This window comes from Sivoneniella epilithica UHCC 1019 (assembly GCF_040830845.1).
Classification (GTDB): domain Bacteria; phylum Cyanobacteriota; class Cyanobacteriia; order Leptolyngbyales; family Leptolyngbyaceae; genus ULC077BIN1.
The window spans coordinates 177,143-198,543 of sequence record NZ_JBFPDP010000003.1 but is presented as its reverse complement, the minus strand read 5'-3'; the positions used below and the strand labels follow the sequence as shown (position 1 = coordinate 198,543).

At 48.3% G+C, this 21,401-nt stretch carries 20 protein-coding genes and 1 riboswitch; of the genes, 11 read left to right on the top strand and 9 right to left on the bottom strand.

Going from position 1 to position 21,401, the window contains the following annotated elements:
• Positions 1-5 precede the first annotated feature (5 nt).
• Positions 6-251: a nucleotidyltransferase family protein gene (locus tag AB3R30_RS03560; RefSeq protein WP_458647767.1), complete on the top strand. Its 246-nt coding sequence runs from the start codon at positions 6-8 to the stop codon at positions 249-251.
• A 267-nt stretch (positions 252-518) separates the two neighbouring features.
• Here the strand turns inward: AB3R30_RS03560 and AB3R30_RS03555 are convergent, their stop codons facing one another.
• Positions 519-770: a hypothetical protein gene (locus AB3R30_RS03555; protein WP_458647766.1), complete on the bottom strand. Its 252-nt coding sequence runs from the start codon at positions 768-770 to the stop codon at positions 519-521.
• 361 nt (positions 771-1,131) lie between these two features.
• Between AB3R30_RS03555 and AB3R30_RS03550 the strand changes: the two genes are divergently transcribed.
• Together AB3R30_RS03550 and AB3R30_RS03545 are read left to right on the top strand one after the other, a co-directional pair.
• Complete coding sequence (locus tag AB3R30_RS03550; protein WP_458647765.1) at positions 1,132-1,314, top strand: hypothetical protein; 183 nt, start codon at positions 1,132-1,134, stop codon at positions 1,312-1,314.
• Positions 1,315-1,565: 251 nt separating this feature from the next.
• The gene (locus AB3R30_RS03545; RefSeq protein ID WP_458647764.1) at positions 1,566-2,693 is read left to right on the top strand and encodes a geranylgeranyl reductase family protein; all 1,128 of its coding nucleotides are present in this window, start codon (positions 1,566-1,568) and stop codon (positions 2,691-2,693) included.
• Positions 2,694-2,695: 2 nt separating this feature from the next.
• Here AB3R30_RS03545 and AB3R30_RS03540 read toward each other — a convergent pair whose 3' ends face one another.
• A complete protein-coding gene (locus AB3R30_RS03540) occupies positions 2,696-5,026 on the bottom strand; it encodes a protein kinase domain-containing protein (RefSeq protein WP_458647763.1) in 2,331 nt (776 codons plus the stop codon).
• Positions 5,027-5,194: 168 nt separating this feature from the next.
• On the opposite strand from AB3R30_RS03540, the gene obgE reads away from it, so the two are divergent.
• Positions 5,195-6,202: a GTPase ObgE gene (obgE, locus tag AB3R30_RS03535; protein WP_458647762.1), complete on the top strand. Its 1,008-nt coding sequence runs from the start codon at positions 5,195-5,197 to the stop codon at positions 6,200-6,202.
• Positions 6,203-6,415: 213 nt separating this feature from the next.
• Here the strand turns inward: obgE and AB3R30_RS03530 are convergent, their stop codons facing one another.
• Entirely contained in the window at positions 6,416-7,519 is a 1,104-nt protein-coding gene (locus AB3R30_RS03530) for a hybrid sensor histidine kinase/response regulator (protein ID WP_458647761.1), read from the bottom strand.
• A 388-nt stretch (positions 7,520-7,907) separates the two neighbouring features.
• Between AB3R30_RS03530 and AB3R30_RS03525 the strand changes: the two genes are divergently transcribed.
• The 3 genes from AB3R30_RS03525 to AB3R30_RS03515 all read left to right on the top strand — a co-directional run bounded on the left by AB3R30_RS03525 (position 7,908) and on the right by AB3R30_RS03515 (position 12,467).
• Complete coding sequence (locus tag AB3R30_RS03525; RefSeq protein ID WP_458647760.1) at positions 7,908-11,228, top strand: PAS domain S-box protein; 3,321 nt, start codon at positions 7,908-7,910, stop codon at positions 11,226-11,228.
• 26 nt (positions 11,229-11,254) lie between these two features.
• Positions 11,255-12,103, top strand: a complete 849-nt coding sequence (locus AB3R30_RS03520; protein ID WP_458647759.1) for a hypothetical protein — start codon at positions 11,255-11,257, stop codon at positions 12,101-12,103.
• A 160-nt stretch (positions 12,104-12,263) separates the two neighbouring features.
• Positions 12,264-12,467, top strand: coding sequence for a hypothetical protein (locus AB3R30_RS03515; protein WP_458647758.1), 204 nt, complete (start codon positions 12,264-12,266; stop codon positions 12,465-12,467).
• 47 nt (positions 12,468-12,514) lie between these two features.
• On the opposite strand, the gene AB3R30_RS03510 is transcribed toward AB3R30_RS03515, so the two are convergent.
• Positions 12,515-13,186, bottom strand: coding sequence for an RNA polymerase sigma factor (locus tag AB3R30_RS03510; RefSeq protein WP_458647757.1), 672 nt, complete (start codon positions 13,184-13,186; stop codon positions 12,515-12,517).
• A 72-nt stretch (positions 13,187-13,258) separates the two neighbouring features.
• Entirely contained in the window at positions 13,259-14,317 is a 1,059-nt protein-coding gene (locus AB3R30_RS03505; RefSeq protein ID WP_458647756.1) for a radical SAM protein, read from the bottom strand.
• A 559-nt stretch (positions 14,318-14,876) separates the two neighbouring features.
• Between AB3R30_RS03505 and AB3R30_RS03500 the strand changes: the two genes are divergently transcribed.
• The 3 genes from AB3R30_RS03500 to AB3R30_RS03490 all read left to right on the top strand — a co-directional run bounded on the left by AB3R30_RS03500 (position 14,877) and on the right by AB3R30_RS03490 (position 17,989).
• Positions 14,877-16,100 carry an RNA polymerase sigma factor, RpoD/SigA family gene (locus tag AB3R30_RS03500; RefSeq protein WP_458647755.1) on the top strand — a complete coding sequence of 408 codons (1,224 nt, stop codon included), beginning with the start codon at positions 14,877-14,879 and terminating at the stop codon, positions 16,098-16,100.
• A 330-nt stretch (positions 16,101-16,430) separates the two neighbouring features.
• Positions 16,431-16,575, top strand: a riboswitch (cobalamin riboswitch).
• A gap of 30 nt (positions 16,576-16,605) precedes the next feature.
• Positions 16,606-16,785 carry a CbtB domain-containing protein gene (locus tag AB3R30_RS03495; protein ID WP_458647754.1) on the top strand — a complete coding sequence of 60 codons (180 nt, stop codon included), beginning with the start codon at positions 16,606-16,608 and terminating at the stop codon, positions 16,783-16,785.
• 28 nt (positions 16,786-16,813) lie between these two features.
• Complete coding sequence (locus AB3R30_RS03490; RefSeq protein WP_458647753.1) at positions 16,814-17,989, top strand: hypothetical protein; 1,176 nt, start codon at positions 16,814-16,816, stop codon at positions 17,987-17,989.
• A 12-nt stretch (positions 17,990-18,001) separates the two neighbouring features.
• Here the strand turns inward: AB3R30_RS03490 and AB3R30_RS03485 are convergent, their stop codons facing one another.
• Together AB3R30_RS03485 and cpdA are read right to left on the bottom strand one after the other, a co-directional pair.
• Positions 18,002-18,472: a CYTH domain-containing protein gene (locus AB3R30_RS03485; protein ID WP_458647752.1), complete on the bottom strand. Its 471-nt coding sequence runs from the start codon at positions 18,470-18,472 to the stop codon at positions 18,002-18,004.
• A gap of 35 nt (positions 18,473-18,507) precedes the next feature.
• On the bottom strand, positions 18,508-19,344 hold the full coding sequence (gene cpdA, locus AB3R30_RS03480; RefSeq protein ID WP_458647751.1) for a 3',5'-cyclic-AMP phosphodiesterase: 837 nt from the start codon (positions 19,342-19,344) through the stop codon (positions 18,508-18,510).
• A 157-nt stretch (positions 19,345-19,501) separates the two neighbouring features.
• On the opposite strand from cpdA, the gene AB3R30_RS03475 reads away from it, so the two are divergent.
• On the top strand, positions 19,502-20,200 hold the full coding sequence (locus AB3R30_RS03475; RefSeq protein WP_458647750.1) for a DevA family ABC transporter ATP-binding protein: 699 nt from the start codon (positions 19,502-19,504) through the stop codon (positions 20,198-20,200).
• Positions 20,201-20,229: 29 nt separating this feature from the next.
• Here the strand turns inward: AB3R30_RS03475 and AB3R30_RS03470 are convergent, their stop codons facing one another.
• A complete protein-coding gene (locus AB3R30_RS03470) occupies positions 20,230-20,772 on the bottom strand; it encodes an FHA domain-containing protein (RefSeq protein WP_458647749.1) in 543 nt (180 codons plus the stop codon).
• A 284-nt stretch (positions 20,773-21,056) separates the two neighbouring features.
• A complete protein-coding gene (locus tag AB3R30_RS03465; RefSeq protein WP_458647748.1) occupies positions 21,057-21,359 on the bottom strand; it encodes a hypothetical protein in 303 nt (100 codons plus the stop codon).
• Positions 21,360-21,401 lie beyond the last annotated feature (42 nt).

The window sequence follows — 21,401 nt, the reverse complement described above, 5'->3', positions numbered from 1 at the left end:
TGACCATGAACATTAAGGGGCGTTTGCAGGAAAAACGGGAAGAGGTTTTGGCAGTCGCCGCGAAGTATGGCGCTTATCATGTCCGGGTCTTTGGTTCGGTCGCACGGGGCGAGGCAGACTCAGAAAGTGATGTGGATTTCCTCGTGGAGATGGAGGCGGAACGTAGCTTATTTGACTTGGGTGGCTTGCTGATGGAATTACAAGATTTACTGGGTTGTCAGGTTGATATTGTCACCGAAAAAGGACTGTGACCCAGAATCCGCGAACGAGTTCTCAGCAAAGCTGTACCCCTGTGAGAGACGGCTGTGGAAGAATTGCCGAGTCTGAAGCAGTCAATAGAGACGATTGTGCGATCGCTTTAACATAGAATTTCCTGGGCTACCTGACGCAATTAGTGATTCAGGCGGGGCAAACGGCGCAGCGATCGCAGCATCCGCTGACGCAAGACCTGCTGCGGCAGATGCAGGAGAGAGTAGGGGAGTAGGGAGTGGGGCAAAGAGAACAATGGTATTGCTAATTTAACTTGCTTTGATCGCTGAGGATTCTGTGTGCCCCCAAACTTCAGGCAAAAGCGTCACCCACGAAATCGGAACAGAGACGACATCCAGCGTTTCTCCCTGCTCAAAAACTTCTACTACATAACCGGGTTCCGGCTGTTTTGCGCTAGCAGATAGGTGATCAACAATGACAGCGCGATCGCCCGCTTTTATCGCACTATCAGGAACATCCTGGTTCAAAACAACCCAATGAAACAAAGCATCAGTTGTCATTTGTTCTAACTCTCCTTCCCCGTATTGCTATTCCTTGATTTATCTGGATACAAAGTGACAAATCGAATCATGTCTGAGCCTTCGTCCTGCTGCCAGATTGTAATCACCTTGAACCGTTGACCGTTTAACCCCTCTCACTGAGCTTTGACCTTGAAGCGAGTTCCCTAATCAGTGACTATTACCTCTACCACCTCAGAGTCTGCCATCGCATTGAGTATAATCTCGCTTGAGCAGTTGCTAGTTTTCCTATGTATATCCAACACGCGCCAAAAATTCAGATTTATCATCTTCAGCTTGATAAACCAGAAGATAATGGGTTAGCTTCCGATGTGGCTCGGCTAATTTCTGCTTTTATCAAATAATGAGTCAGCCCAAACTACTAGACACTGTTGCTATCTTAAAAGACTTGCTAAGTGAGCCTTTGACGTTGGTAGAGTTAGCGATCGCGGCTGTGGACTATCTACCAAGTGGCTTAGTCAGAACCATACTATGGATTTATTCCGCTGGATTTATTCCGCGCAAAAGTGCTGCGATCGCTGGGTAGGGGGAACAGTACAGCATGTCAAAAATATCAGAATGTAAAGCTGCTTTACCAAATGTCTGTAAATATACTGTCTTCTCTAAGCCAGTTGGCATAACGCTTTGAGAGTTGGGTGCGGCAAATCATCCTTCTGAGGGAAGGGAGGTTTTGTAGAGCTTTAAAGAACTCTGCCTTTAACCATTGTTTGATAGGGTATCTGTGAGCTAATTTAGCGAAGACAGTGCAGTTGGGTTAACTTAGAGGAGAGTTCCATCATGACGTTTGATTGTATCGTTGTAGGAGCAGGACCAGCGGGTGCATCTGCCGCCTATCATTTAGCAAAACGTGGACGCTCAGTAATTTTGCTAGAAAAGCAGGCACTCCCTCGATATAAACCTTGTGCTGGTGGTGTATCTCCTGAAGTTGCCCAATGGTTTGATTTTGACTTTTCACCCGCGATCTCCTGCAAGGTTGAAAACCTGCGCTATACGTGGAAGTTAGATGATCCAGTAGAGGCGCATCTTGAAGCCACAGAGCCAATGTGGATGGTGCAGCGCGATGTTTTTGACTATTTTCTGGTGCAGCAGGCGCAGGCGCAAGGGGTGGAACTGCGAGATAACACGACCGCAACGGGCATTGAGTTTAAGGACGATCGTTGGCACGTCAATACAGCCAATGGCACGATTGAAGCTCGCTATTTGATTGCTGCCGATGGAGCCGCAGGTTCTATGCGTCAATGGTTAGGATTCAAACAGTCTCAGCAACGGACGGGAGTCATCCTAGAATCTCCTACGGCTGGACTCCAGCCGACTATTGCAAAGTTTGAATTCGGCATGGTTAAAAATGGCTATATTTCTAGCTTTCCGAAAGGCGATCGCTGCTCGATCGCAGGCGCAACGTTTCGGGGCAGTGAACCGTCGGATCTGCGGGCTGTAATGGCAAGTTATTCCCAGAAAATGGGTGTTAATCCGGCAGACTGTCAGCAGTTTGTGCAGCCTCTTTGCTTGTGGGATGGCAACCAAAAATTGCATACTCAAAATGCCTTGTTAGCAGGCGAGGCGGCTTGCATGGTCGATCCTTTGATTGCTGAAGGGGTGCGTCCGGCAATGTTTACCGGAGTCAAGGCGGCAGAGGCGATCGACCAAGCGCTATTTGGTAACTTAAATGCCTTAGAAAACTATACCCAACTGATTCACGATAAATGGGGGGCAGAAATGCTTTGGGCACAACGGATTGCCGGAGCGTTTTATCGGTTTCCGGGACTGAGCTATAAAAAAGGGATTAAGCGCCCTACCGCAACCACGGCATTTGGGCAAATCTTGTGTGGTCAACTGCGCTACTCAGATATTGCCAACAAAGCAATTAGCCGTTTGAGTGGGGGCTTGATTCCGGGTATGGGTTGAGCCTATTCCCAGTGCCAAAGTTTGAGGGTGCGATCGCCACTGGCGCTAATCAGAGTGTGGTCGTCGCGTCCAAAGATTACGGCAGTCACAGCCTCTGTATGCCCCAACAGAACGGGATTGGTTTTTTTGGAGGCAGGAGTCCAAATTTGAAGATTATCGCTGGCGATCGCCAAATTCTTACCATCGGCGCTCCATGCCAAACTATTGATGCGCCCCGATGCCTCCAGCATTCGTCCTTGGCGACGATTTTTCACATTCCATAGTTTGACGGTGCCATCCCAACTAGCGCTTGCCAAAGTATTGCCATCTGGACTAAACGCTAGACTAGAGATCTGATGGGTATGCCCTACTAAAGTGCGGATTTCTTCGCCAGTGTCAGTATTCCATAGCTTGATTGTCATGTCGCCGCTGCCGCTAGCAAGCAGGGTGCCATCGGGGCTAAATGCCAGCGCATCAATTCGGGCAGAATGTCCTAGCAAGCCATGACGCTTATGTCCCAACGCCATATCCCATAGGGTAATCGGATCGTAAAAACTGCTGCTAGCAAGGAGTTTCTCCACGGGCGACACCGCCAGGGCTAGCACGGTATCAGCATGTAAGGGCAACTTGGCTAACCGTCTGCCGCTGCCAATTTCCCAAAAGGTAATGGCTTTGTCAGCGCTGCCGCTAATCACCAGGTTTCCATCGGGGCTAATGACGATCGCGGGAATAATATCGAGATGACCAGTGAGGGTGCGGAGGGGGTGCAGCGTGTCGAGATCCCATAGCTTAATCGTGTTGCCGATCGCGCTTGCCAGAATGGGTTCCGTTGGGCTGAGAGCGATCGCATAAATTCTGCCCATCGCCTCAAAGGTATGCACACAGTGCCAGCTTGGGGTCGCTTTACGTCTTGACTTTGGCGGTTCTGGTGGCGCATTCAAAATTGTCGGATCAGTTTCTAGGGCAGGTGCCAACCCTGGAGAAACCAACCGGGGGCGAGGAGTGATTTGGAACGAGGGCTGCACTGGGGAGATTGGCAGCGGCGGTGATGCAGTGGACAGGGGATCTGCTGGATGGATGGATAGGGCGGAAGCTGGGACGGATGGAGAGACGGCAATTCGGGAAACATTCGCGAATTCCACGGGACTTCCTATGGGAATTACTCCCTCCAAGTCTTGCAACACCTCCATAGCGGAGTGATAGCGTCTGGGGAGGACAGGTTCTAGCAGTTTGTCCAAAACATATCCCAGCTTGTCGCTCACGGGATAGGTTAAACACCTCCGCCAAATCCAAGAATTCTCATGGAGATCGAACAGATCATAGGGCGAAAGCTTCGTCATTAAGTGAATGCACGTTACACCCAAGCTATATAAATCGCTGGCAAACACCGCTTTACCCCGCGCCTGTTCTGGTGCCACATATTCTGGGCTGCCGATCGTAGTTCCTGTTTGCAATGGCTCCAATCCTTTCAGCGATTTGGCGGCTCCAAAATCCACCAGCCCCAATCGCCCGATCGCTGCTTGCCCCATTTTTGCTTCGGAGGCTTGCCGCAGTTCAAACACCAAACGATTGGCATCAGCCACTAAATATTGGCGCTGTGCCAATGGCAATGTAGGATAGCGGACAAATTGAGCAGCCAATTGTTGGCAGTGAGTTTGCACCGCGATCGCCCACTCTTTGGGCGGTTGAGACAAGCTATAACTGAGCAACTCATGAAACCGGTAAGATGGGCTGATCACATTCCAAAACCCTTGATTAGCTTCAGTGGTCAGGGCTTGCTGCAACGTTGCCCAGTCGAGCTTTCCGGGTGGAGGGAGTGCCATACTGCCCTGCGGACTTGCCATACTAATGATATTGCCCGGTTTAATGTCACGATGAATCACATTGTGGGCGTGGATAAACTCCAGCACGGGTAATAAGCTCGTCAGCACTTCCCATATCTGTATCTCAACAAAAACTCCCTGCACTAGCAACTCGGCGAGGGTTTTGCCATAGATAAATTCTTGAATCAAATACTGCTGTCCGTCTTGGCGAAAGTAGGCAAACAGTTCTGGAATTTGGGGATGGTGCCCCAGTTCTTCCAACCGAACTGCCTCTTTCTCAAATAAAGCGGCGGCTTTCTTGAAATTGCGCGGATCTTGAGCAATGGGCAAAAACTGCTTGATCACACAGCGCGGCTTAGACGGCTTGTCTTCATCCACTGCCAAAAAAGTTCTGCCAAACCCACCTTGACCGATCGCCGCGATCGCCCGATAGCGATCCTTTAACCACAGCGTTGCTCCACAATTGCGGCAGGTTCTTGCACTATCAGAATTGCGCGGCTTTTGGCAATCAGGGTTGAGACAATAGGTCATGACTAAAGGGTAAACATATTTGCCGAATCATGGATATAAGACCTAACGTCAAAACAGTGGGTTTTGTTTATGTGTACAATGCTAGATCGTGATAACAATTTCCAATCAAATCTTTAGGCAAGTATTGTCACCATCGAACCCTGCTATCGAGAGAATTCTAAGCGCTTTATGCAATTTATTGACCAGTCTGAGATTCAGGTAAAAGCAGGGGATGGCGGCGATGGCATGGTTGCCTTCCGGCGAGAGAAGTATGTGCCGGCGGGAGGTCCTTCTGGCGGAACGGGCGGGCGGGGTGGCTCGGTGATTGTGAAAGCCGTAGAGAATCTGCAAACCCTGCTCGATCTTCGCTACAACCGTTTGTACAAAGCAGATGACGGCGTGCGGGGTGGACCGAATAAATGTACAGGGGCATCGGGGCGCGATCGCATCATTGAAGTTCCCTGCGGCACCATGATCTTTGATGCAGAAACCGAAGAACTGCTAGGAGACTTAGTAGAACTAGAGCAATCGGTATGTGTGGCAAAGGGCGGTAAAGGCGGTTTAGGCAACGCTTGTTTCTTAAGCAATCATAATCGCGCTCCTGAAATAGCCTTGCCTGGATTGCCCGGAGATGGTCGGATGCTGCGGCTAGAGTTGAAACTGCTGGCAGAAGTTGGGATTATTGGGTTGCCCAATGCCGGAAAATCCACTTTCATTTCAGCCGTATCCGCCGCCCGACCCAAAATTGCCGACTATCCCTTTACAACGCTAGTGCCCAATCTGGGCGTAGTCCGAAAACCCACTGGCGACGGCACTGTGTTTGCTGATATTCCGGGATTGATTGAAGGGGCACACCTGGGCGTGGGGCTAGGGTTTGACTTTTTGCGCCACATTGAACGCACCCGTCTATTGCTGCACCTGATTGATGGGACTAGCGAAGACCCGATCGCCAACTACACCACCATTCAAGCTGAACTCCATGCCTACGATCGCGGCTTAGCCGATCGCCCCCAAATCATCGCCCTCAGCAAACTAGATGCTGTGGATTCATCGACTGATATTGACGCGATCGCTGCCCAACTACATCAACTCAGCCACGCCCCCATTTTCAAAATTTCATCCGCCACCCGTCAAGGGTTGGATGGTGTGCTGAATCAAGTGTGGCAACAGTTAGACCAACTGACGAGTGTTGAATGACGTTCGCGTAGCGTCTCTGTAGAAGATAGGGCGAGTTTTGAGTGCGTAATTAGGCGTTGCTGAATGCAGATATGAATTGCCCTCATCCCCAACCCTTCTCCCCAGGGAGAAGGGTGCTAGAACTCTTGTTCCCTCTCCTGTGGGAGAGGGCTAGGGTGAGGGCTGCAAAAGGCTTAAGCACAAAATCATAGTTCTATTCAGCAACGCCCGTAATTACTCTTCCCCTTGCCCTAGCGGAAAGACTGCTGTCGCGCAGGTGGATTGATTGGGGATGCTTTCGATGATCAACTGTCCGTTGTAGAGCGTGAGGAGGCGATGGGCGATCGCGAGTCCAAGTCCTACGCCTTGCTGTTCATAATATTGTCGTTCAAACTGGATATAGGCACCGATATTCGCAATTTGTGCGCGGGTCATGCCACGCCCTTGATTGATGATGTCTACATGATAGGCAGTTTGATTATGATGGCTTGAAACGTGAATGGGGGTGCCTGGTTCTGAAAACTTGAGAGCGTTGTCAATCAGTTCTGTTATCACTTTTTCTACTTCAAAGTGAGGACAGGCAAGCATGGCATTATCTAGGTCTATCTGTAAATCGGCGATGCGATCGCGCTGTTGTGCCAGCCGTTTCGCAATTTCCGTAATCAAACTACTGGGTTCATGGGTTTCGCCTAGCGGTAAAGCGTGCGATCGCGTATCATCGCGCAGAAGCAGTTCTAGCTTGGCGTATAGCAAAAAGTTTTGGACGAGGCGATAGAGCTTTTTAGTACCCGATTGAATGGTTTGGGCAATTTCGAGAATTTCTGCGGGCGTGGCTTCATCGGCAATCCCACACAACAAATCTGCCGAGGTGAGAATGGCGGTTAGGGGTGTGCGAAACTCGTGGGGCAGAGAGAGCGAAATGCTGCTGCGAAGGTTATTCAACTGTTTTGCAGACTGAGATTGGAAGGCAGTATGTTTGGCAAGACGGGACGCGATCGCCGCCAACAATTCCTCAGTGGTGCAGGGCTTAACCAAATAATCATCGGCTCCTTGGGTCATTCCCTGGCGGACGCTTTCCTTGCTCGCATTGGCGGTTAGAAAAATGAATGGAATGGTTGCAGTCGTCAAGTTTTGCTGAAGGGTGTGCAGCACTTGATAGCCGTCCATCTCTGGCATTTGTATATCGCACAAAATCGCATCAGGAACTTGCTGCTCAGCCAGCATCACCCCAGCAGCGCCGTTGTTCGCCACGATCGCCTGAAACCCCTCAATTTCTAACAAATCTTTGAGGACTTCTCGCACCGATACATCGTCGTCAATCACCAAAATTGTTGTCATGAACCCAGTGTGCCCAATGTGAAAACCAGATAATCAGAACAGTTGATTTTTAAATTCTACTCACAACTTAATTTGAAGATAATAACCAAGAAAGTTGGGGACACTGTAAAGAGATACATTCTGGTTGCCAGTTCATTAGAAGCCACTGCTCGGTTGTGTAAGGCTTTTGGCGTTGCTGAATAGAAGTATGATTTTTGACTGTAGGGGGTTGACTGTAGGGGTAGGTCTTGTGCCTACCCGGAGGTCGATGAAGGGCAACCACAAGGGATTGCCCTTACGAATGTCATATTTTGATTCAGCAACGTTAGGCTTTTTGCCGATTGACTGCGGCTTTCCGTTCCTACAGTCTATGTATAGTGTGATGATTAATCGTTCACCCGTTTGAGCTATGACTGAATTTCCGCACTTCAAAGGTGATCCTGAGTCTGCGGCGATCGCCCACTATGTCTCTATCCTGCAAACTCAAAATGCTGACCTACGGTTAGAATTAGCGCAGTGTCGGCAAGAATTAGCGCATCTAAAAGCGGCTCGTTCCCCGATGACAGCGATCGCGGATCATCAGGACTGTGAAGCGAAGCATCAGCCAGTCTCCGCGACCCTAGATCACAGTGAAACATGGCTACGGATGGCGATCGACCTAAACCAGATTAGCCTATGGACGTGGGAGCGTGAGACTGGAAAAACAGAATGGAACGAGAATAATTATCGACTATTGGGCTATGAGCCAGGGGAAGTGGAACCGACCTATGAGCGGTGGCGCGATCGCGTACATCCAGAAGATCGAGCGCGAGTTGAAACTATGCCTGCACAAGCCATCCAAACTCGCTCTGTGCGCCAGATAGACTATCGGGTGATTCACCCCGATGGCAGTATTCACTGGATCGTTGACCGTGCCCGTTGGCGCTATGACTCAGCCGGACAACCCGTGCAACTGCTGGGAGTTGCCATTGATATTACTGCACGCAAAGCGATCGAAGAAGCCTTTGACGATCTCAATCGTCAGCTAGAGCGTCATCTGCAAGCCCAAACTCTGCAACTACAAGATTCAGAAGCTTGCCTCCATCAACAAGAACGAGAATTTCGCACTCTCGCCGAAAACTCACCCGATGGCATTTTTCGATTTGATCTAGAGTTTCGCTATGTGTATCTCAATCCCGCTGTTGAAAAGAACCTGGGACTCCCACAATCAGCCGTGTTAGGCAAAACTGATCGCGAATTAAACCTGCCAGCCGAGGTCGTAGCCCTTTGGGAGCAAACCCTAGAAACCGTAGTGCAAACCCGTAAACTCGTGACAATTGAATTTTCTATCCCCGCTGTGGGCGGCGAACAATGGTTTCAATCCCATACTATTCCTGAATTTGATCTCAATGGCACCTTAGTATCCATTTTGGTGATTGAGCGCAACATCACTACCCTAAAGCAGGTTGAGGCTGCCTTGCACCAGAGCGAGCAACGCTTTCAACGGCTAGTTGCCAATGTGCCTGGGATGATCTATCAATACAATCCCCATAGTGGGGAGGGTGGCAGTTTCCTCTATGTCAGTCATCAATCAGAAAGGCTATTTGGCATTCCGGCTAACGCAATTCAGCAAAGTGCAGAAGTGTTGCTGAGTCAATGCCACCCCGACGATTTTCCTGAGTTTGCGGCTTCGGTGCAAGCCGCTGCGATCGCCGGAGAACCTTGGCACTGGGAAGGACGATTTTTCAGTCAGACCGGAGATATTGTGTGGATTCAGGGTATGGCTCAGCCCGGACTCCAACCCAATGGCGAACTTTACTGGGATGGTATTTTGCTGGATGTGAGCGATCGCAAACGCAACGAAATCGAACACCTGCGCCTCGAAGCCGAACGAGAGCAGGCAGTAGAAGCGTTGCGCTATCAAGAAGAACAGCTAGGCGCTATTTTTGAGAATGCTCCCATCGCTATGTCTCTTGCCAACGTTCATGACTACCGGATTTTGCGAGGCAACCCGGCACACCAGACCCTATTGGGCTACAGCGACGAAGAAATTGCCCAGATGACATTCGTTGATTTTACCTACCCCGATGATATTTCAACCGACCTTGAGCAAGTCCAACAGTTGGTTGAGGGCAGCCATTCTCAGTTTCAAATAGAAAAGCGGTATGTCAAAAAGAATGGGGACATTGTTTGGGTCGATCTGACTGTTGCCCTAATTTGCGATCGCGATGGCAACCCCCGCTATAGCCTTGCCATGTTTCACGATATCACCGCTGCCAAACAGCATGAAGCAGAACGGCAACAAACTGAAATCGCCCTACGCCAAAGTGAAGAGCAGTTTCGCGCTTTTTTTGAAAACTCACCGATCGCGATCGGGCTTGCTACCTTGGATGATCATCGTATGGTTCGCAGCAACGCCAAATATCAAGAACTCCTCGGCTACAGCGACCCCGAACTTTGTCAGATGACCTTCATGGATCTGACTCATCCTGACGATATCAATGCCGACCTGATGCTGTTCTCTCAACTTTTAGAAGGCTCAATCTCACGCTTCCAAATGGAAAAGCGCTACCGTTGCAAAAATGGCGACTTTATCTGGGTCGATCTGACTGTTGCCCTAGTCTATGACACTCAGGGCAAGCCGTTATATAGCCTCTGTATGCCTCAAGATATCACTGAAGCCAAACGGTTAGATGGCGATCGCCGTCAAACTGAAGAAGCCCTGCGGCGAAGCCAAGCCAGCCTAGCAGAAGCTCAGCGCGTTGCCCATGTGGGAAGTTGGGAGGTTGATCTGATCACCCAGCGAGGCTCCTGGTCTGCGGAACTGTTTCGCCTGTTTGGGCTAGACCCCGATCAACCCAAACCCACGATAGAACAGACGATCCAATTTATTCACCCCGACGATCGCGCCCTATATTGCCAAATAATAGAACGGGCATTTGAGCAGGGTGAACCCTATGAAGTGGATCATCGCCTGATTCGTCCTGATGGCTCTGTTGCCTGGATGTCTAGTTTGGGGCAGGTAGAACGCAATGCTGCGGGGCAAGTGACCCAGCTGTTTGGGGTTGCTCTGGATATTACCGTGCGGAAACAAACCGAAGCCAATCTTCGGCGATCTCTGCAAGAAAAAGAAGTGCTGCTTAAGGAAGTGCATCATCGCGTGAAAAACAACCTGCAAATCGTGTCCAGTCTGCTACGAATGCAATCTCGCAAAGTAGACAATCTGCAAGCCTCCACCGTGCTGCAAGAGGCTCAAAATCGAGTGCAATCCATGGCATTGATTCATGAGCAACTTTATCAATCGTCCGACCTGACGCAAATTGACCTGAATGAGTACCTGCATACTCTGATCAACAATCTCTTCCGTTCCTATGGAATTAGCTATCAACAAGTGGCACTCAGCATTGCCACCAACGACACCTCTTTGAACCTCAATACCGCCATTTCCTGTGGCTTAATCATTAATGAACTCGTGTCCAATTCCTTAAAATATGCATTTCCCAACGAGCGATTTGGAGAAATCAAAATTCGCCTGACCTCTGTTTTAGAGCAGCCCTCGAACCGATGCCAGGTCACTCTGTTCGTGATGGATAACGGGGTCGGCATTCCTATCACAGTGGACTGGCAAAATTCCCCCTCTTTAGGGATGCGAATCGTGCGGAACTTAGTGCATCAAATTAAGGGAGAGATTATGCTTTTATCCCAAACGGGAACGGCGTTTCAGATTACGTTTGCGATCGCAAACTCGTAAAAGCAAACAAGGAAAGAAAGATTGCCATGCCACTTATTCCAACCTTTCTAACGAAACCAGGTTATCGATCGCAAGCAGAAGACACCAGCATTGATGCAGATGTGTTCTACTTCACCAGTTTGCGTCAAAAAGAGTTTGCGTGGCGCATAGAGCGATTCATCTCGTTCAACCGTTCAACTCGGCAACTTTGCCTTACTGCCGCCAACACTCAAACCCCCAATGTTCCAACCCGTTTAGAGTATGTCAAGCGTCGATTAGGGTTAGAGTGGAGCGATCGCATTGCGGATGTGGAGGGAGACATTGTGGTGGCAGATCCGATCACTTTTGCACGTAAGGTTATTGGCATTTTGGAACCGCTGAACATCGCCTACTACGTTGGGGGTTCTGTCGCCAGTTCCCTGCTAGGTGAAAACCGCTACACCGAAGATATTGACCTGATCATCGAGCTAAGCAAAATTAAGGCGAAACCCCTTCTGGAAGCGTTTCTCGCCGCTTCATTCTACATTAGCGAGATCGCGGTTGAGGATGCGGTTAACGGACGGTGTTCGTCTTTTAATATCTTGGATCACGAAACCCTAGAAAAGGCAGATTTATTCATTCTGCAAGAAACTGCATTTGCCAAAAGTAAAATGGCACGACGAATGCAACAGGAGCTACCGGATGGCAGCAACCTCTGGATTTCATCGCCAGAAGACATTGTGCTGCAAAAGCTAGTTTGGGGGCGCGGCAGTCAATCCGAAAAGCAGTGGCGGGATGTGTTGGGGGTGTTGAAGCTACAGGGCGATCGCCTGGACTTTGAATATCTTTGGCGATGGGGCGCGGAGTTAGATCTAACCCCATTACTCGATCGCGCGTTTCAAGAATCTGGGTTGTGAGGGTCACCTATTCTCATATCAACTCAAATAGAGGATGCAGCAGATCTGAGGTTGAAACCGTGACTGAGTAAAGCTTCTACAACTCAAAACTCAAAACTCACGTCTCAACTTAAACCATAGTCACGGGCATCTTTTATGTAAATTGGGCACTCTAAGAGCGATGTTTCGTTCTGTTCAAGTCATGAAAATTCAGACCACTGTGACTCTGGAGTGTGAAGAGTTTGAGCCAGTGTTGATCGAGCTTCTCAGCAAGGGGTTAAATCGACAAATTACACGAGAGGAGATAAAGACAATCAATCTTAACTACGGGCATGGAAAGCCAGCGCAACTGACTGCAACGCTTGAACTATTACCAGCACAGTAGCGTTTATCCTTGCAAAGGTTTAGGCTTAAAAAAGCCCCGACTCTGTGTCAGATAGGGGCTTGAGCGTTTCTAGATAAACTAGCCACGCGATCGCCCACCCATTGTTCCGCGACTAAGTAGATCGCGCGAATATCTTCAGGCAAATTTTCTTCTAGCCGCTGGTAGCCTTCTTGTAGGCGCACTCGCACTTCTGCCGCTGACATGCCTTCCCCTTCGGCTTGCAGGTAGGCAGAGATGCGGGTTTCGCTCCAGCCGAAGGTTTGCGCCATCAGCACGATTAACCGCAGCACGGGCGGAATTTGGTCTAACGCTTGCTCAATGTAGCACCAGAGCGGCGGTGGTGCTTCTTTAAGGCTGTAGTGAATAGTTTCCACGGCGGGAAGATCAGCCTGATTGATGCAGATTGCGGTAATGTTGAGCAGCCACGCTTGGAGCGTCAAAATCGGTTCGCCTGTGGCAGAGCGCAAATCTAAACCGCTGAGTTCATAAAAAATGTGTCGCCAAGTGGTGGCAAATAGGTAATCGGCTTGCACGGGCGATCGCGCTGAGTGACGAATCAACGTGTAGACCATGGAACTATAGCGACAGAAAATTGCGGTAAAGTATTGCCCCGCATCGGAATGTCGTTGAAACAAGGTCAACAGTTCTTGGTCGCTATAGTGCGCCAGGGATTTGATTAAGGGATGATTGGCTTCAGGAAATGTAGGAATAGTCACCATACTGAACCACATGTGACGGCGAAATGTCCCCTACTATAAGCCCTTTTTGCAAAACAACAAAACTTTTTTGCACTATCCTAATCCAGTGCGAAGAATGCCGCGAATCGATGCCCAGTCGCCACTGCGAATACTGCGCGTCATGCCGGAAACATTGCAAACACAGGTCTGACAATCCGCATCGCGCAATATACATTTACCGACTGATTCGCCATTAAAGTTATAGCTATCCACCCGACGCGCCACCACGCACTGAGCCGGATCGGTAATCAGATGTTCGGGGTTAAACAAAAATTCATTCGTTTTAGGCTGATTTGCCGGAAACAAATCCCAACCATAGACCTGAGCCGCTTGCTCAATGAAGCCTTTAATCACGAGGCGATCGCTCAAGGTCAGCGTATTCGGGTCAGCCACAAAATCGGTGGCGGCTCCTGACACGACAATTCCACGTAGCTTGGTAATATTGCCCACTAGCCAATCTACAGTTTCGCGAAAGTGCGGCAGAGAAGGCTTAGTCAGCGTTACATGAATATACGCACCGCGATCGCTCTCATCAATGTTTTGAGCAATCTGCGCCGTCATGCCGGTCAGAGCATTGTAGCGGTGCTTGCCAAACAGGTTTTTGGGATCGCGAATGGCGTTGTGATAATCCGGGGTGCCATCAATGCTAACAAACCAGGTCACCGATCGCGGCATGGCTGGAAAAGGAATAGTGCCATTAGAAACCACCCAGACGACCGGAAACAGATTTGCCGCTGCCAAAATCAGAGGTTTCGCCAGCAGTGGCTCCCCGCCCACCAAGGTAATGTAGACAATGCCTTGCTGTTTCAGCTTTTTAAGCAGCGTCAAAATTTTGTCATCCTGCGATCGCCGCTCCGAGGCTGCCAGTTCTAAATAACCCTTAGCGCGATTGTGCTGATCCCATTCAGGAGGATAAACATAGCAATAATTACATCCCGCATTGCAGCGATCGGTAATCTCCACCGATGCCCCCAACCGCAACTGTGAATCTCCCGTCAGTTTCATTGAGGTATAGCGAAAAGCGCTTTGGCTGGCAACTTTTACCACTGCCAGCGATCGCTCAACTTTTTCCAAAACAGATAGCTGACGTTGGTAAGGAACAAAAAACCGCATGATCAGCCCATCTCCTAAGTCTTGATCAAATGTCTAAATCATTTTGCGTCCCATCATTAAACTACTTCAGTTTCATCCGACTCTCGCTCATGCCCTTAATTAGTCTCTGAAAGTCATATAACTTTACTTTTAAATCTTGACCAAAAACCGGATTTGTAGCGGTATGAACAACTTAGAAACCCACTTCAAGTAGGTTAGCTATTAGAAGTAGAGAAGTAACCTGATGTGCAACTAAAGTCATCCCACCCTACGGAAATCAAGCTATATCCCCCAGCCTCTTCTCCTGCCTTGAGAAAAGGGGAGCAAGAGTATTTCAAAGTCTCTCTCCAGAGCGGTAGAGGGATTTAGGGTGAGGGCTATTGAGAAAGCCGCACATTGCATGAAATCGGTTCACTATGGCGGTTCTCAACTCCTTACTTTTCATCAGTGCTCTGTCCCTAGTTTGAGGCGGTTTGGTTTTAGAGTCGCTAAGATGATCAAATATTCTATGCTCAAATTCTTCTTGTCCTAGCATCGCGCTTTAGATTGTTCAGGTAATTTTCGCTTTTACCGAGTTGAGATGCATATGTCCCCAGAGATGAAACCCTCCAATGCTTCTGCAAGGTTATCTTCCACTTTTGGGGAGGTGGAAGAACTAACAAATGTGTCTGAAGTTGAGTTAGTGGACTCTCTCTCAACCTTAGTGGAGGAAGATATTTCAGGAGCAGAGAGTCTCTCGGAATTAGATCTGACAAGTGAGCCAGAACTAGACCCTGACTTAACTGTAGAAAATCTATTAGCGGTGGATGAAGAGGAGATTGCTTCAGCCCGTCCGTCAGGTCATAGCAAGGTGTTGACCGATGATGCTGTGGGTGCGTTCTTCAAAGAGATGGCACGCTATCCCTTGTTGACGGCTGATGAAGAGTTGGAGCTTGCCCAACGCATTCAGTTTATGGCAGAGGTGGAAACCACGCGATCGCGCTTGCAGAACGACTCAGGACAGGTGCCCAGCAAAGCAACTCTTGCCCAAGAAATGCAGCTTACCGAGCGCCAACTCGATCACCAACTTCATCGCAGTCGGGTTGCCAAGCGTACTATGATTCGCTCCAATCTGCGCTTAGTGGTTTCCATTGCAAAACGTTATCTCAACCGGGGCGTTCCCTTTCTCGATTTGATCCAAGAAGGTGCCTTGGGTCTTAACCGCGCCACTGAAAAGTTTGATCCTGAAAAGGGCTATAAGTTTTCGACCTATGCCTACTGGTGGATTCGGCAAGGCATTACCCGGACGATCGCCAATGATTCCCGAATTATTCGCCTGCCAATTCACATTGTCGAAAAGCTCAATAAGTTGAAGGCAATCCAGCGCGACTTAAAACGTTCCTTAAATCGAAATCCGACTGAAGCAGAACTGGCGCAGGTGTTGGAGATCACCCCAGAGCAATTGCAAAACTTACATCAGGTACATCGGCGATCGCTCTCTCTCAACTATCGCATTGGAAAAGATGAAGATACCGAGCTAGTGGATTTGTTGGAAGATGCCGACACGCGATCGCCCGAATCGCAAATTAACGAAACCATGTTGCGTCAAGATATTTGGGACGTGCTAGGCAATGTCCTAACTGAGCGCGAAAAAGACATCATTTCCCTACGCTATGGCTTAAGCTCCAGCAAACCTTGCACCTTAGAAGAAGTAGGCGGCTTGTTTAACCTTTCACGAGAGCGAGTGCGTCAGATTCAAAGTAAGGCAATGCGGAAACTGCGTCGTCCTCAAGTGGCTGAAAAGCTGAAAGGCTGGCTGGGTTGAAAGGAAAGGGCGAAGGGTGAATGCCGAAGGGCAAATTTGTTCAGGACTCACAGGGCGACGGTAGTACAGACTATCAAAGGATTCACAAAAAGTTTGATGGCAGGCAGGGCAGAAATAGTGCTGAGAACCATTGGACTTTACTGTGACCGCACAGAGGGCATTCCATCGGCTAGTTTCCAGCTATTGAGCCTCTCTACTCCATCAACGCCACATCATAATTGACGCACTACCAAATAAAGCGTTAATTAGTAATCATCAATGATTGTTAACTTATTAATTCGATTGATTACAATTTCTGACCTGCAAGATTTTTTTGGGCTACATCTGGCATGATTTGAAAGATTCAGCGGTTCTGGTGAGGAGCAGTCACCAGAGGTAATGGGGAAAAGTCGGTGTAAGTCCGATGCTGTCCCGCAACTGTGATTAGAACTCCGTGTTCTTTAGCCAGAATGCCCACCGTTGAACTAGTTACTTTCATCTGCGAGGTTACAGAATGAGAACTCCAATGCAAGCTTCATGGCAGCAACGAACCACACGGTTTGCTTTGTCTACACCGGTTCAAGCAGGGCTTTATCTAGTTTTGTGGACATTGATTATTTGGCTAGTTTATTTCAGCACCTATCCTGCGGTACATAACACTGCACATTCTCTGAGACATCACACAGCAGGCGTGGGTTGTCATTGATGATTGGGCTTAACAATTGCAGGAATAGATGATGTCAAAATTTAGAACGTTTGTGCTGGTGGGCATTATTTGCATCATCGGTAGCTTGGGCTATGTCATTGCTGGCTTTTCGCAATCCCCCCAAGCCTCAGTTCGGTTGATCACTGAGCCGCCGATCGCTCAAATCATGCCGTCGCCTGTAACGCTCAAGTTTCAAGCGCTTAAATCGGATGGGCAACCCTTGCAAGATACTCAATTTCGCTTGCAAATTCTGACTCCCGCCCCCACGCCTTGGTTTACGACAGATTTTCCAATTGTGGAAGGAACAAGACTACTCGATATTCAAGGTGCAGCACCCACTGGAAAATTTCAGGTACAGCAAGCTCTGCCCATTCGAGGAACTTATCGATTGCAGGTCAATGTTACGCCAACGGTGGAGAATGCGTTTCCGCCAATTGAGCAGACTTTGACGCTAGCAGTTCCTGAGAATCCTGTGAAGTATCGCAATTTGCTGATTCTTTTAGGTGCATTGCTGGCGATCGGTTTTTTAGGTGGCTGGGTGATTGGCGATCGCCAATCTATTCGACCCGGCGAAATTGCGCCTCGTCGTGTTCAACTACTGTTGAGCGGCGTAACTGTACTAGCGATCGTGGTGCTTCTTTTTATTAACATCAGCGCTGAACTTGCAGATGCCCATGGAGAGATAACGCATGGAAACGAAACACCCCAATCTAGCAGTACACCCCAATCTAGCAGTACAGGCTTCGCTCAAGTGAAAGACTTCAAGCTTAAACTGAGTGGTGATCAGCAGGCAACCGTGGGTCAGCTTGCTACGCTACAGGCAAAATTGACCAATAGTCAGACTAATCAACCTATAGCTAATGCTGCTTTCACGATTACAGCAACCCAACTCGAAAACAACTGGATCGCTTTTTCTCACCAAGGAACAGCCGATGCTCAGGGACAACTCACTTGGCAGCAACAATTTTTTGACGGTGCGCCTCATCGAATTGAAGTAACAGCAAATCCTAAGAGTGCAAGTTCTCAAAACAACGGCTCATTTCAACTCCTCCGAGCAACACGAGAAATTGAGGTAGAAGGCGTTGCTCCCCCGCTATCAGTGCGCTTGATTAGCCTTTTCTATTGTATCAGCGCTTTAAGCGTGGGGTTAGCAACAGGTTTCTGGTTGAAACGGCGACAAGTGCCTCATTTGAAGGGAATTTAACCCGGTGACGCTCTATTTAGCCCACTGAGAATAGGGGTGTTTTGATAAGTTGGCGTTGTAATAGCGAGGATCATGGGAGACTTCTGTGCCAATCCACTCTGGTAAGGCGATCGCCTGATTTTCATCCGCAAGTTCCACCTCCGCCACAATCAAGCCCTGATTCTCTCCATCAAATTCATCAATTTCCCAGACTAATCCGCCCCATTCCACTCGATAGCGCATTTTTTCTATCAACGGGGGGGCACACAAGGTTTGCAATAATTCTTGAGCTTGATCCACTGGAATTGCATACTCATATTCCGCACGGGCAATTCCTGTTGTGGCACCTTTAATTGTTAGATATGCTTGTTTACCTGCGATTCGCACTCGCACTGTTTTGTTTGGAGAGCTAACCAGATATCCCTGACAATAAAACACTCCCTTTCCTAGCGATCGCCAGTCATCATTTTTGACCAAAAACTTTCGCTCAATTTCAGTTGGCATGAGAAATCACTCTGATAAACAGGACTAGCTTTCTATTAATAGCCTGCCGCAGCAAAATCAAGATTACTGGTATAAACCACTCGTTCAACGTGGCTTTCCCAAGTGCCATTGGGATAAAGCGTCACTAAGCGCAAACCGGGTTGTTCTTCATCCAGCGCAAATTTATCGCTATTTGGCTTAAATTGAATGCAGGTTGAAGGTGTGCCCAAGTAATGGACTTGGTTACGCTGACGACTAAAGTTTTGGTGAATGTGCCCAAACAAGACAAGCTTAACGTGAGGATGGCGATCGCAGACCTGAAAGAATTCATCAGCATTTCGTAGCCCAATGTCTTTCATCCAGTCGGAGCCGCTTAAAAAGGGAGGATGGTGAAAGGCAATTAGAGTCGGGACACCGTTCGATCTACTCAGTTCTTGATTCAGCCATTCCAAACTTTTGGGTGAGAGTTCACCATGAACGCAGCCCGGTACGCTGGAATCTAACAAAATAATCTTCCAGAAATCAGCGTAAAAGGACTTTTGAGGTGAAATGGGCGATCGTGTTAGCACCTGCGCCATTGTTTTTGGACAATCGTGGTTTCCCGGCACCCAATACGCTGGAATCTCCAAGGACGAGACGATCTCTTGCAGTACTTCATAGGATTCTGCTGTACTGTCCTGAGACAAATCACCCGTCAAAAGCAGTAGGTCGGGTTGTCGTGCTAAAGCCTTGACCCGCTCAATCACAGCTTGAAACGATGCCATGGTTCGCAGACCTAACAACTCTTTTTGAACATCGGCATACAAATGAGTGTCTGTAATTTGGGCAATTAGCAAAGATGAAGGGGAATTGACGGCGATCGCACTCATAAAAAAATCCAGTGTTGCAATCAAGAATTCAGCCTGTGAGAAAACACATTAGGCTGATAAAAATAGGGATAAAGACTCTACATACAGATTAGTATGGTTAGGGTTTTAGACCTGCGATCTACCGCAGTAAGCGGTATGATTTCGATCACACAGAAACCCCTTATAGAAGGGTGATGAATCCATGCAGCAAGAACCAATTATTGCAATCGATCAGGTGAATCACTATTTCGGCACAGGGCGACTCCGAAAGCAAATTTTGTTTGAGATCACGACGGAGATCCAACCCGGAGAAATTGTGATCATGATGGGTCCTTCTGGTTCTGGAAAAACTACTTTGTTGACGCTGATTGGGGCGTTGCGATCGACACAGGAAGGCAGTATGAAAGTATTGGGTCAAGAATTGAACGGTGCCCCAAATCGCCTGTTGGTGGCGTTACGGCGCAACATTGGTTATATTTTTCAAGCGCATAATCTGCTAGATTCTCTGACTGCCCGCCAAAACGTGCAGATGTCGATGGAGTTACATGAAAATTTATCTGAGCGAGAGCGGCGGCATGGAGCCGCAGAGATGTTAGAAGCGGTTGGGCTAGCCAATTGGAGTAACTACTACCCGCAAGAGTTATCGGGTGGGCAAAAGCAACGAGTGGCGATCGCCCGTGCCCTTGCCAGTCATCCCAAAATTGTTTTAGCTGATGAGCCAACCGCCGCGTTAGATAAACAATCGGGTCGGGATGTCGTAGAGATCATGCAAAAACTAGCAAAACAGCAAGGCTCATCCATTTTGTTAGTTACCCATGACAACCGGATTTTAGATGTAGCAGATCGCATTCTCTATATGGAAGACGGCTATCTATCGGCTTTGGAGACGGCTCCAGTGTAAACGCCCATTTTTTTAGGGTTTCAATAGTCTTAATAATGAGTCTCTTGGAGCATGGGTGGAGGCGCAGTATAGCCAGAAATAAAGAACTCTGCGCGAATTTTGTTAAACTCAATCAAATCTCCATCCTTGAGAAACTGCTGCTGTAACGGAACTAGCTTAGTATGATTAACCCAGGTGCCATTACTGCTGCCTAAATCCATCATGTAAAACCCCTCGTGCGGATGGTGCCCAATGACGGCATGGCAGCGAGAAATAGATTTTTCCAAAATGGCGATCGCACAATTACTGCTGCGCCCAATCAACCAACTGTTTGCCATTTCAGTGACTTGAGTTGAGCAAACATTAGTCAGGTTCGTCGTTAAAAAAGTAGTTCGTCCAGTTGTGACTGCTTGAATGTAATTAGAACTCACTTCACAGCGGCTGGGCGCATTCAAAATAGGTTCGATCAAGGTTGCAACCTGGCTAAGACTTTTCCCAAGTTCTTCAATGAGTGATTCTGAAATAGACGGATTTTGCTTGAGGAACAAGTGAGTACGTTGGTCAACTTGACCAAAAGATTTCAGATTCAACATGCTTACCTAATCTAGAAAACTTATGACAATACAACAAGCGCTTAAACCGAGTAGCTGAATCTAGACCCTTGATGCAACCTATCTGATGATTAAATATTTATCCGAATAGTTAAAAATGACAATGAATCTAACTTGGGGTCTAGCTAAGTGCGACCACGTAGACTAAACACTAACTTCACTGCCTGACGCAATGATCCACGGCAAACTTTTCTTAACCTTTATAGACTTTATAAGTATTGCAAATTTTATTTAAAGTTTTCTTAGCATTCATCCCTGGTTCTTGCCTACCATAAGGCGCGCTGTCCTTGACCAGAGCCTCCATTATTTTGATTGGACTCTGTTGAAGTAGGCAGCGGAGAAGGGTTGTCTGGGTTTAACGGTTGAGTCCCGATGGGAACTTCCGATGAATTGGCAGATTGCACACTAAATCCAGTATTAATCGTTTGGTAGTTTGGTCTGCTGGAATTAAAGCGATTTTCCCACCAGCCTTGAGAACTAGCGTATCGAATTCCGATCGCGGCTAGAATAAGACCAATCAATGCTAGAACCCACCAACCTGCTTGTTGGCGCTTCTTTTCCGTACTCATTGTTGACACTCCGGTGATGAGTTCCTATTGTCTGCGATCGCA

Excerpts from the sequence above, each read along its gene's own strand:
- AB3R30_RS03485 (WP_458647752.1), bottom strand. The coding sequence starts at position 18,472 with ATGCCAACTGAAATTGAGCGAAAGTTTTTGGTCAAAAATGATGACTGG.
- AB3R30_RS03515 (WP_458647758.1), top strand. The coding sequence starts at position 12,264 with ATGTTTCGTTCTGTTCAAGTCATGAAAATTCAGACCACTGTGACTCTG.
- AB3R30_RS03510 (WP_458647757.1), bottom strand. The coding sequence starts at position 13,186 with ATGGTGACTATTCCTACATTTCCTGAAGCCAATCATCCCTTAATCAAA.
- AB3R30_RS03490 (WP_458647753.1), top strand. The coding sequence starts at position 16,814 with ATGATGTCAAAATTTAGAACGTTTGTGCTGGTGGGCATTATTTGCATC.
- AB3R30_RS03540 (WP_458647763.1), bottom strand. The coding sequence starts at position 5,026 with ATGACCTATTGTCTCAACCCTGATTGCCAAAAGCCGCGCAATTCTGAT.
- AB3R30_RS03495 (WP_458647754.1), top strand. The coding sequence starts at position 16,606 with ATGCAAGCTTCATGGCAGCAACGAACCACACGGTTTGCTTTGTCTACA.
- AB3R30_RS03520 (WP_458647759.1), top strand. The coding sequence starts at position 11,255 with ATGCCACTTATTCCAACCTTTCTAACGAAACCAGGTTATCGATCGCAA.
- AB3R30_RS03525 (WP_458647760.1), top strand. The coding sequence starts at position 7,908 with ATGACTGAATTTCCGCACTTCAAAGGTGATCCTGAGTCTGCGGCGATC.
- AB3R30_RS03530 (WP_458647761.1), bottom strand. The coding sequence starts at position 7,519 with ATGACAACAATTTTGGTGATTGACGACGATGTATCGGTGCGAGAAGTC.
- AB3R30_RS03550 (WP_458647765.1), top strand. The coding sequence starts at position 1,132 with ATGAGTCAGCCCAAACTACTAGACACTGTTGCTATCTTAAAAGACTTG.
- obgE (WP_458647762.1), top strand. The coding sequence starts at position 5,195 with ATGCAATTTATTGACCAGTCTGAGATTCAGGTAAAAGCAGGGGATGGC.
- AB3R30_RS03555 (WP_458647766.1), bottom strand. The coding sequence starts at position 770 with ATGACAACTGATGCTTTGTTTCATTGGGTTGTTTTGAACCAGGATGTT.
- AB3R30_RS03465 (WP_458647748.1), bottom strand. The coding sequence starts at position 21,359 with ATGAGTACGGAAAAGAAGCGCCAACAAGCAGGTTGGTGGGTTCTAGCA.
- AB3R30_RS03545 (WP_458647764.1), top strand. The coding sequence starts at position 1,566 with ATGACGTTTGATTGTATCGTTGTAGGAGCAGGACCAGCGGGTGCATCT.
- AB3R30_RS03470 (WP_458647749.1), bottom strand. The coding sequence starts at position 20,772 with ATGTTGAATCTGAAATCTTTTGGTCAAGTTGACCAACGTACTCACTTG.
- AB3R30_RS03500 (WP_458647755.1), top strand. The coding sequence starts at position 14,877 with ATGCATATGTCCCCAGAGATGAAACCCTCCAATGCTTCTGCAAGGTTA.
- AB3R30_RS03560 (WP_458647767.1), top strand. The coding sequence starts at position 6 with ATGAACATTAAGGGGCGTTTGCAGGAAAAACGGGAAGAGGTTTTGGCA.
- AB3R30_RS03505 (WP_458647756.1), bottom strand. The coding sequence starts at position 14,317 with ATGCGGTTTTTTGTTCCTTACCAACGTCAGCTATCTGTTTTGGAAAAA.
- AB3R30_RS03475 (WP_458647750.1), top strand. The coding sequence starts at position 19,502 with ATGCAGCAAGAACCAATTATTGCAATCGATCAGGTGAATCACTATTTC.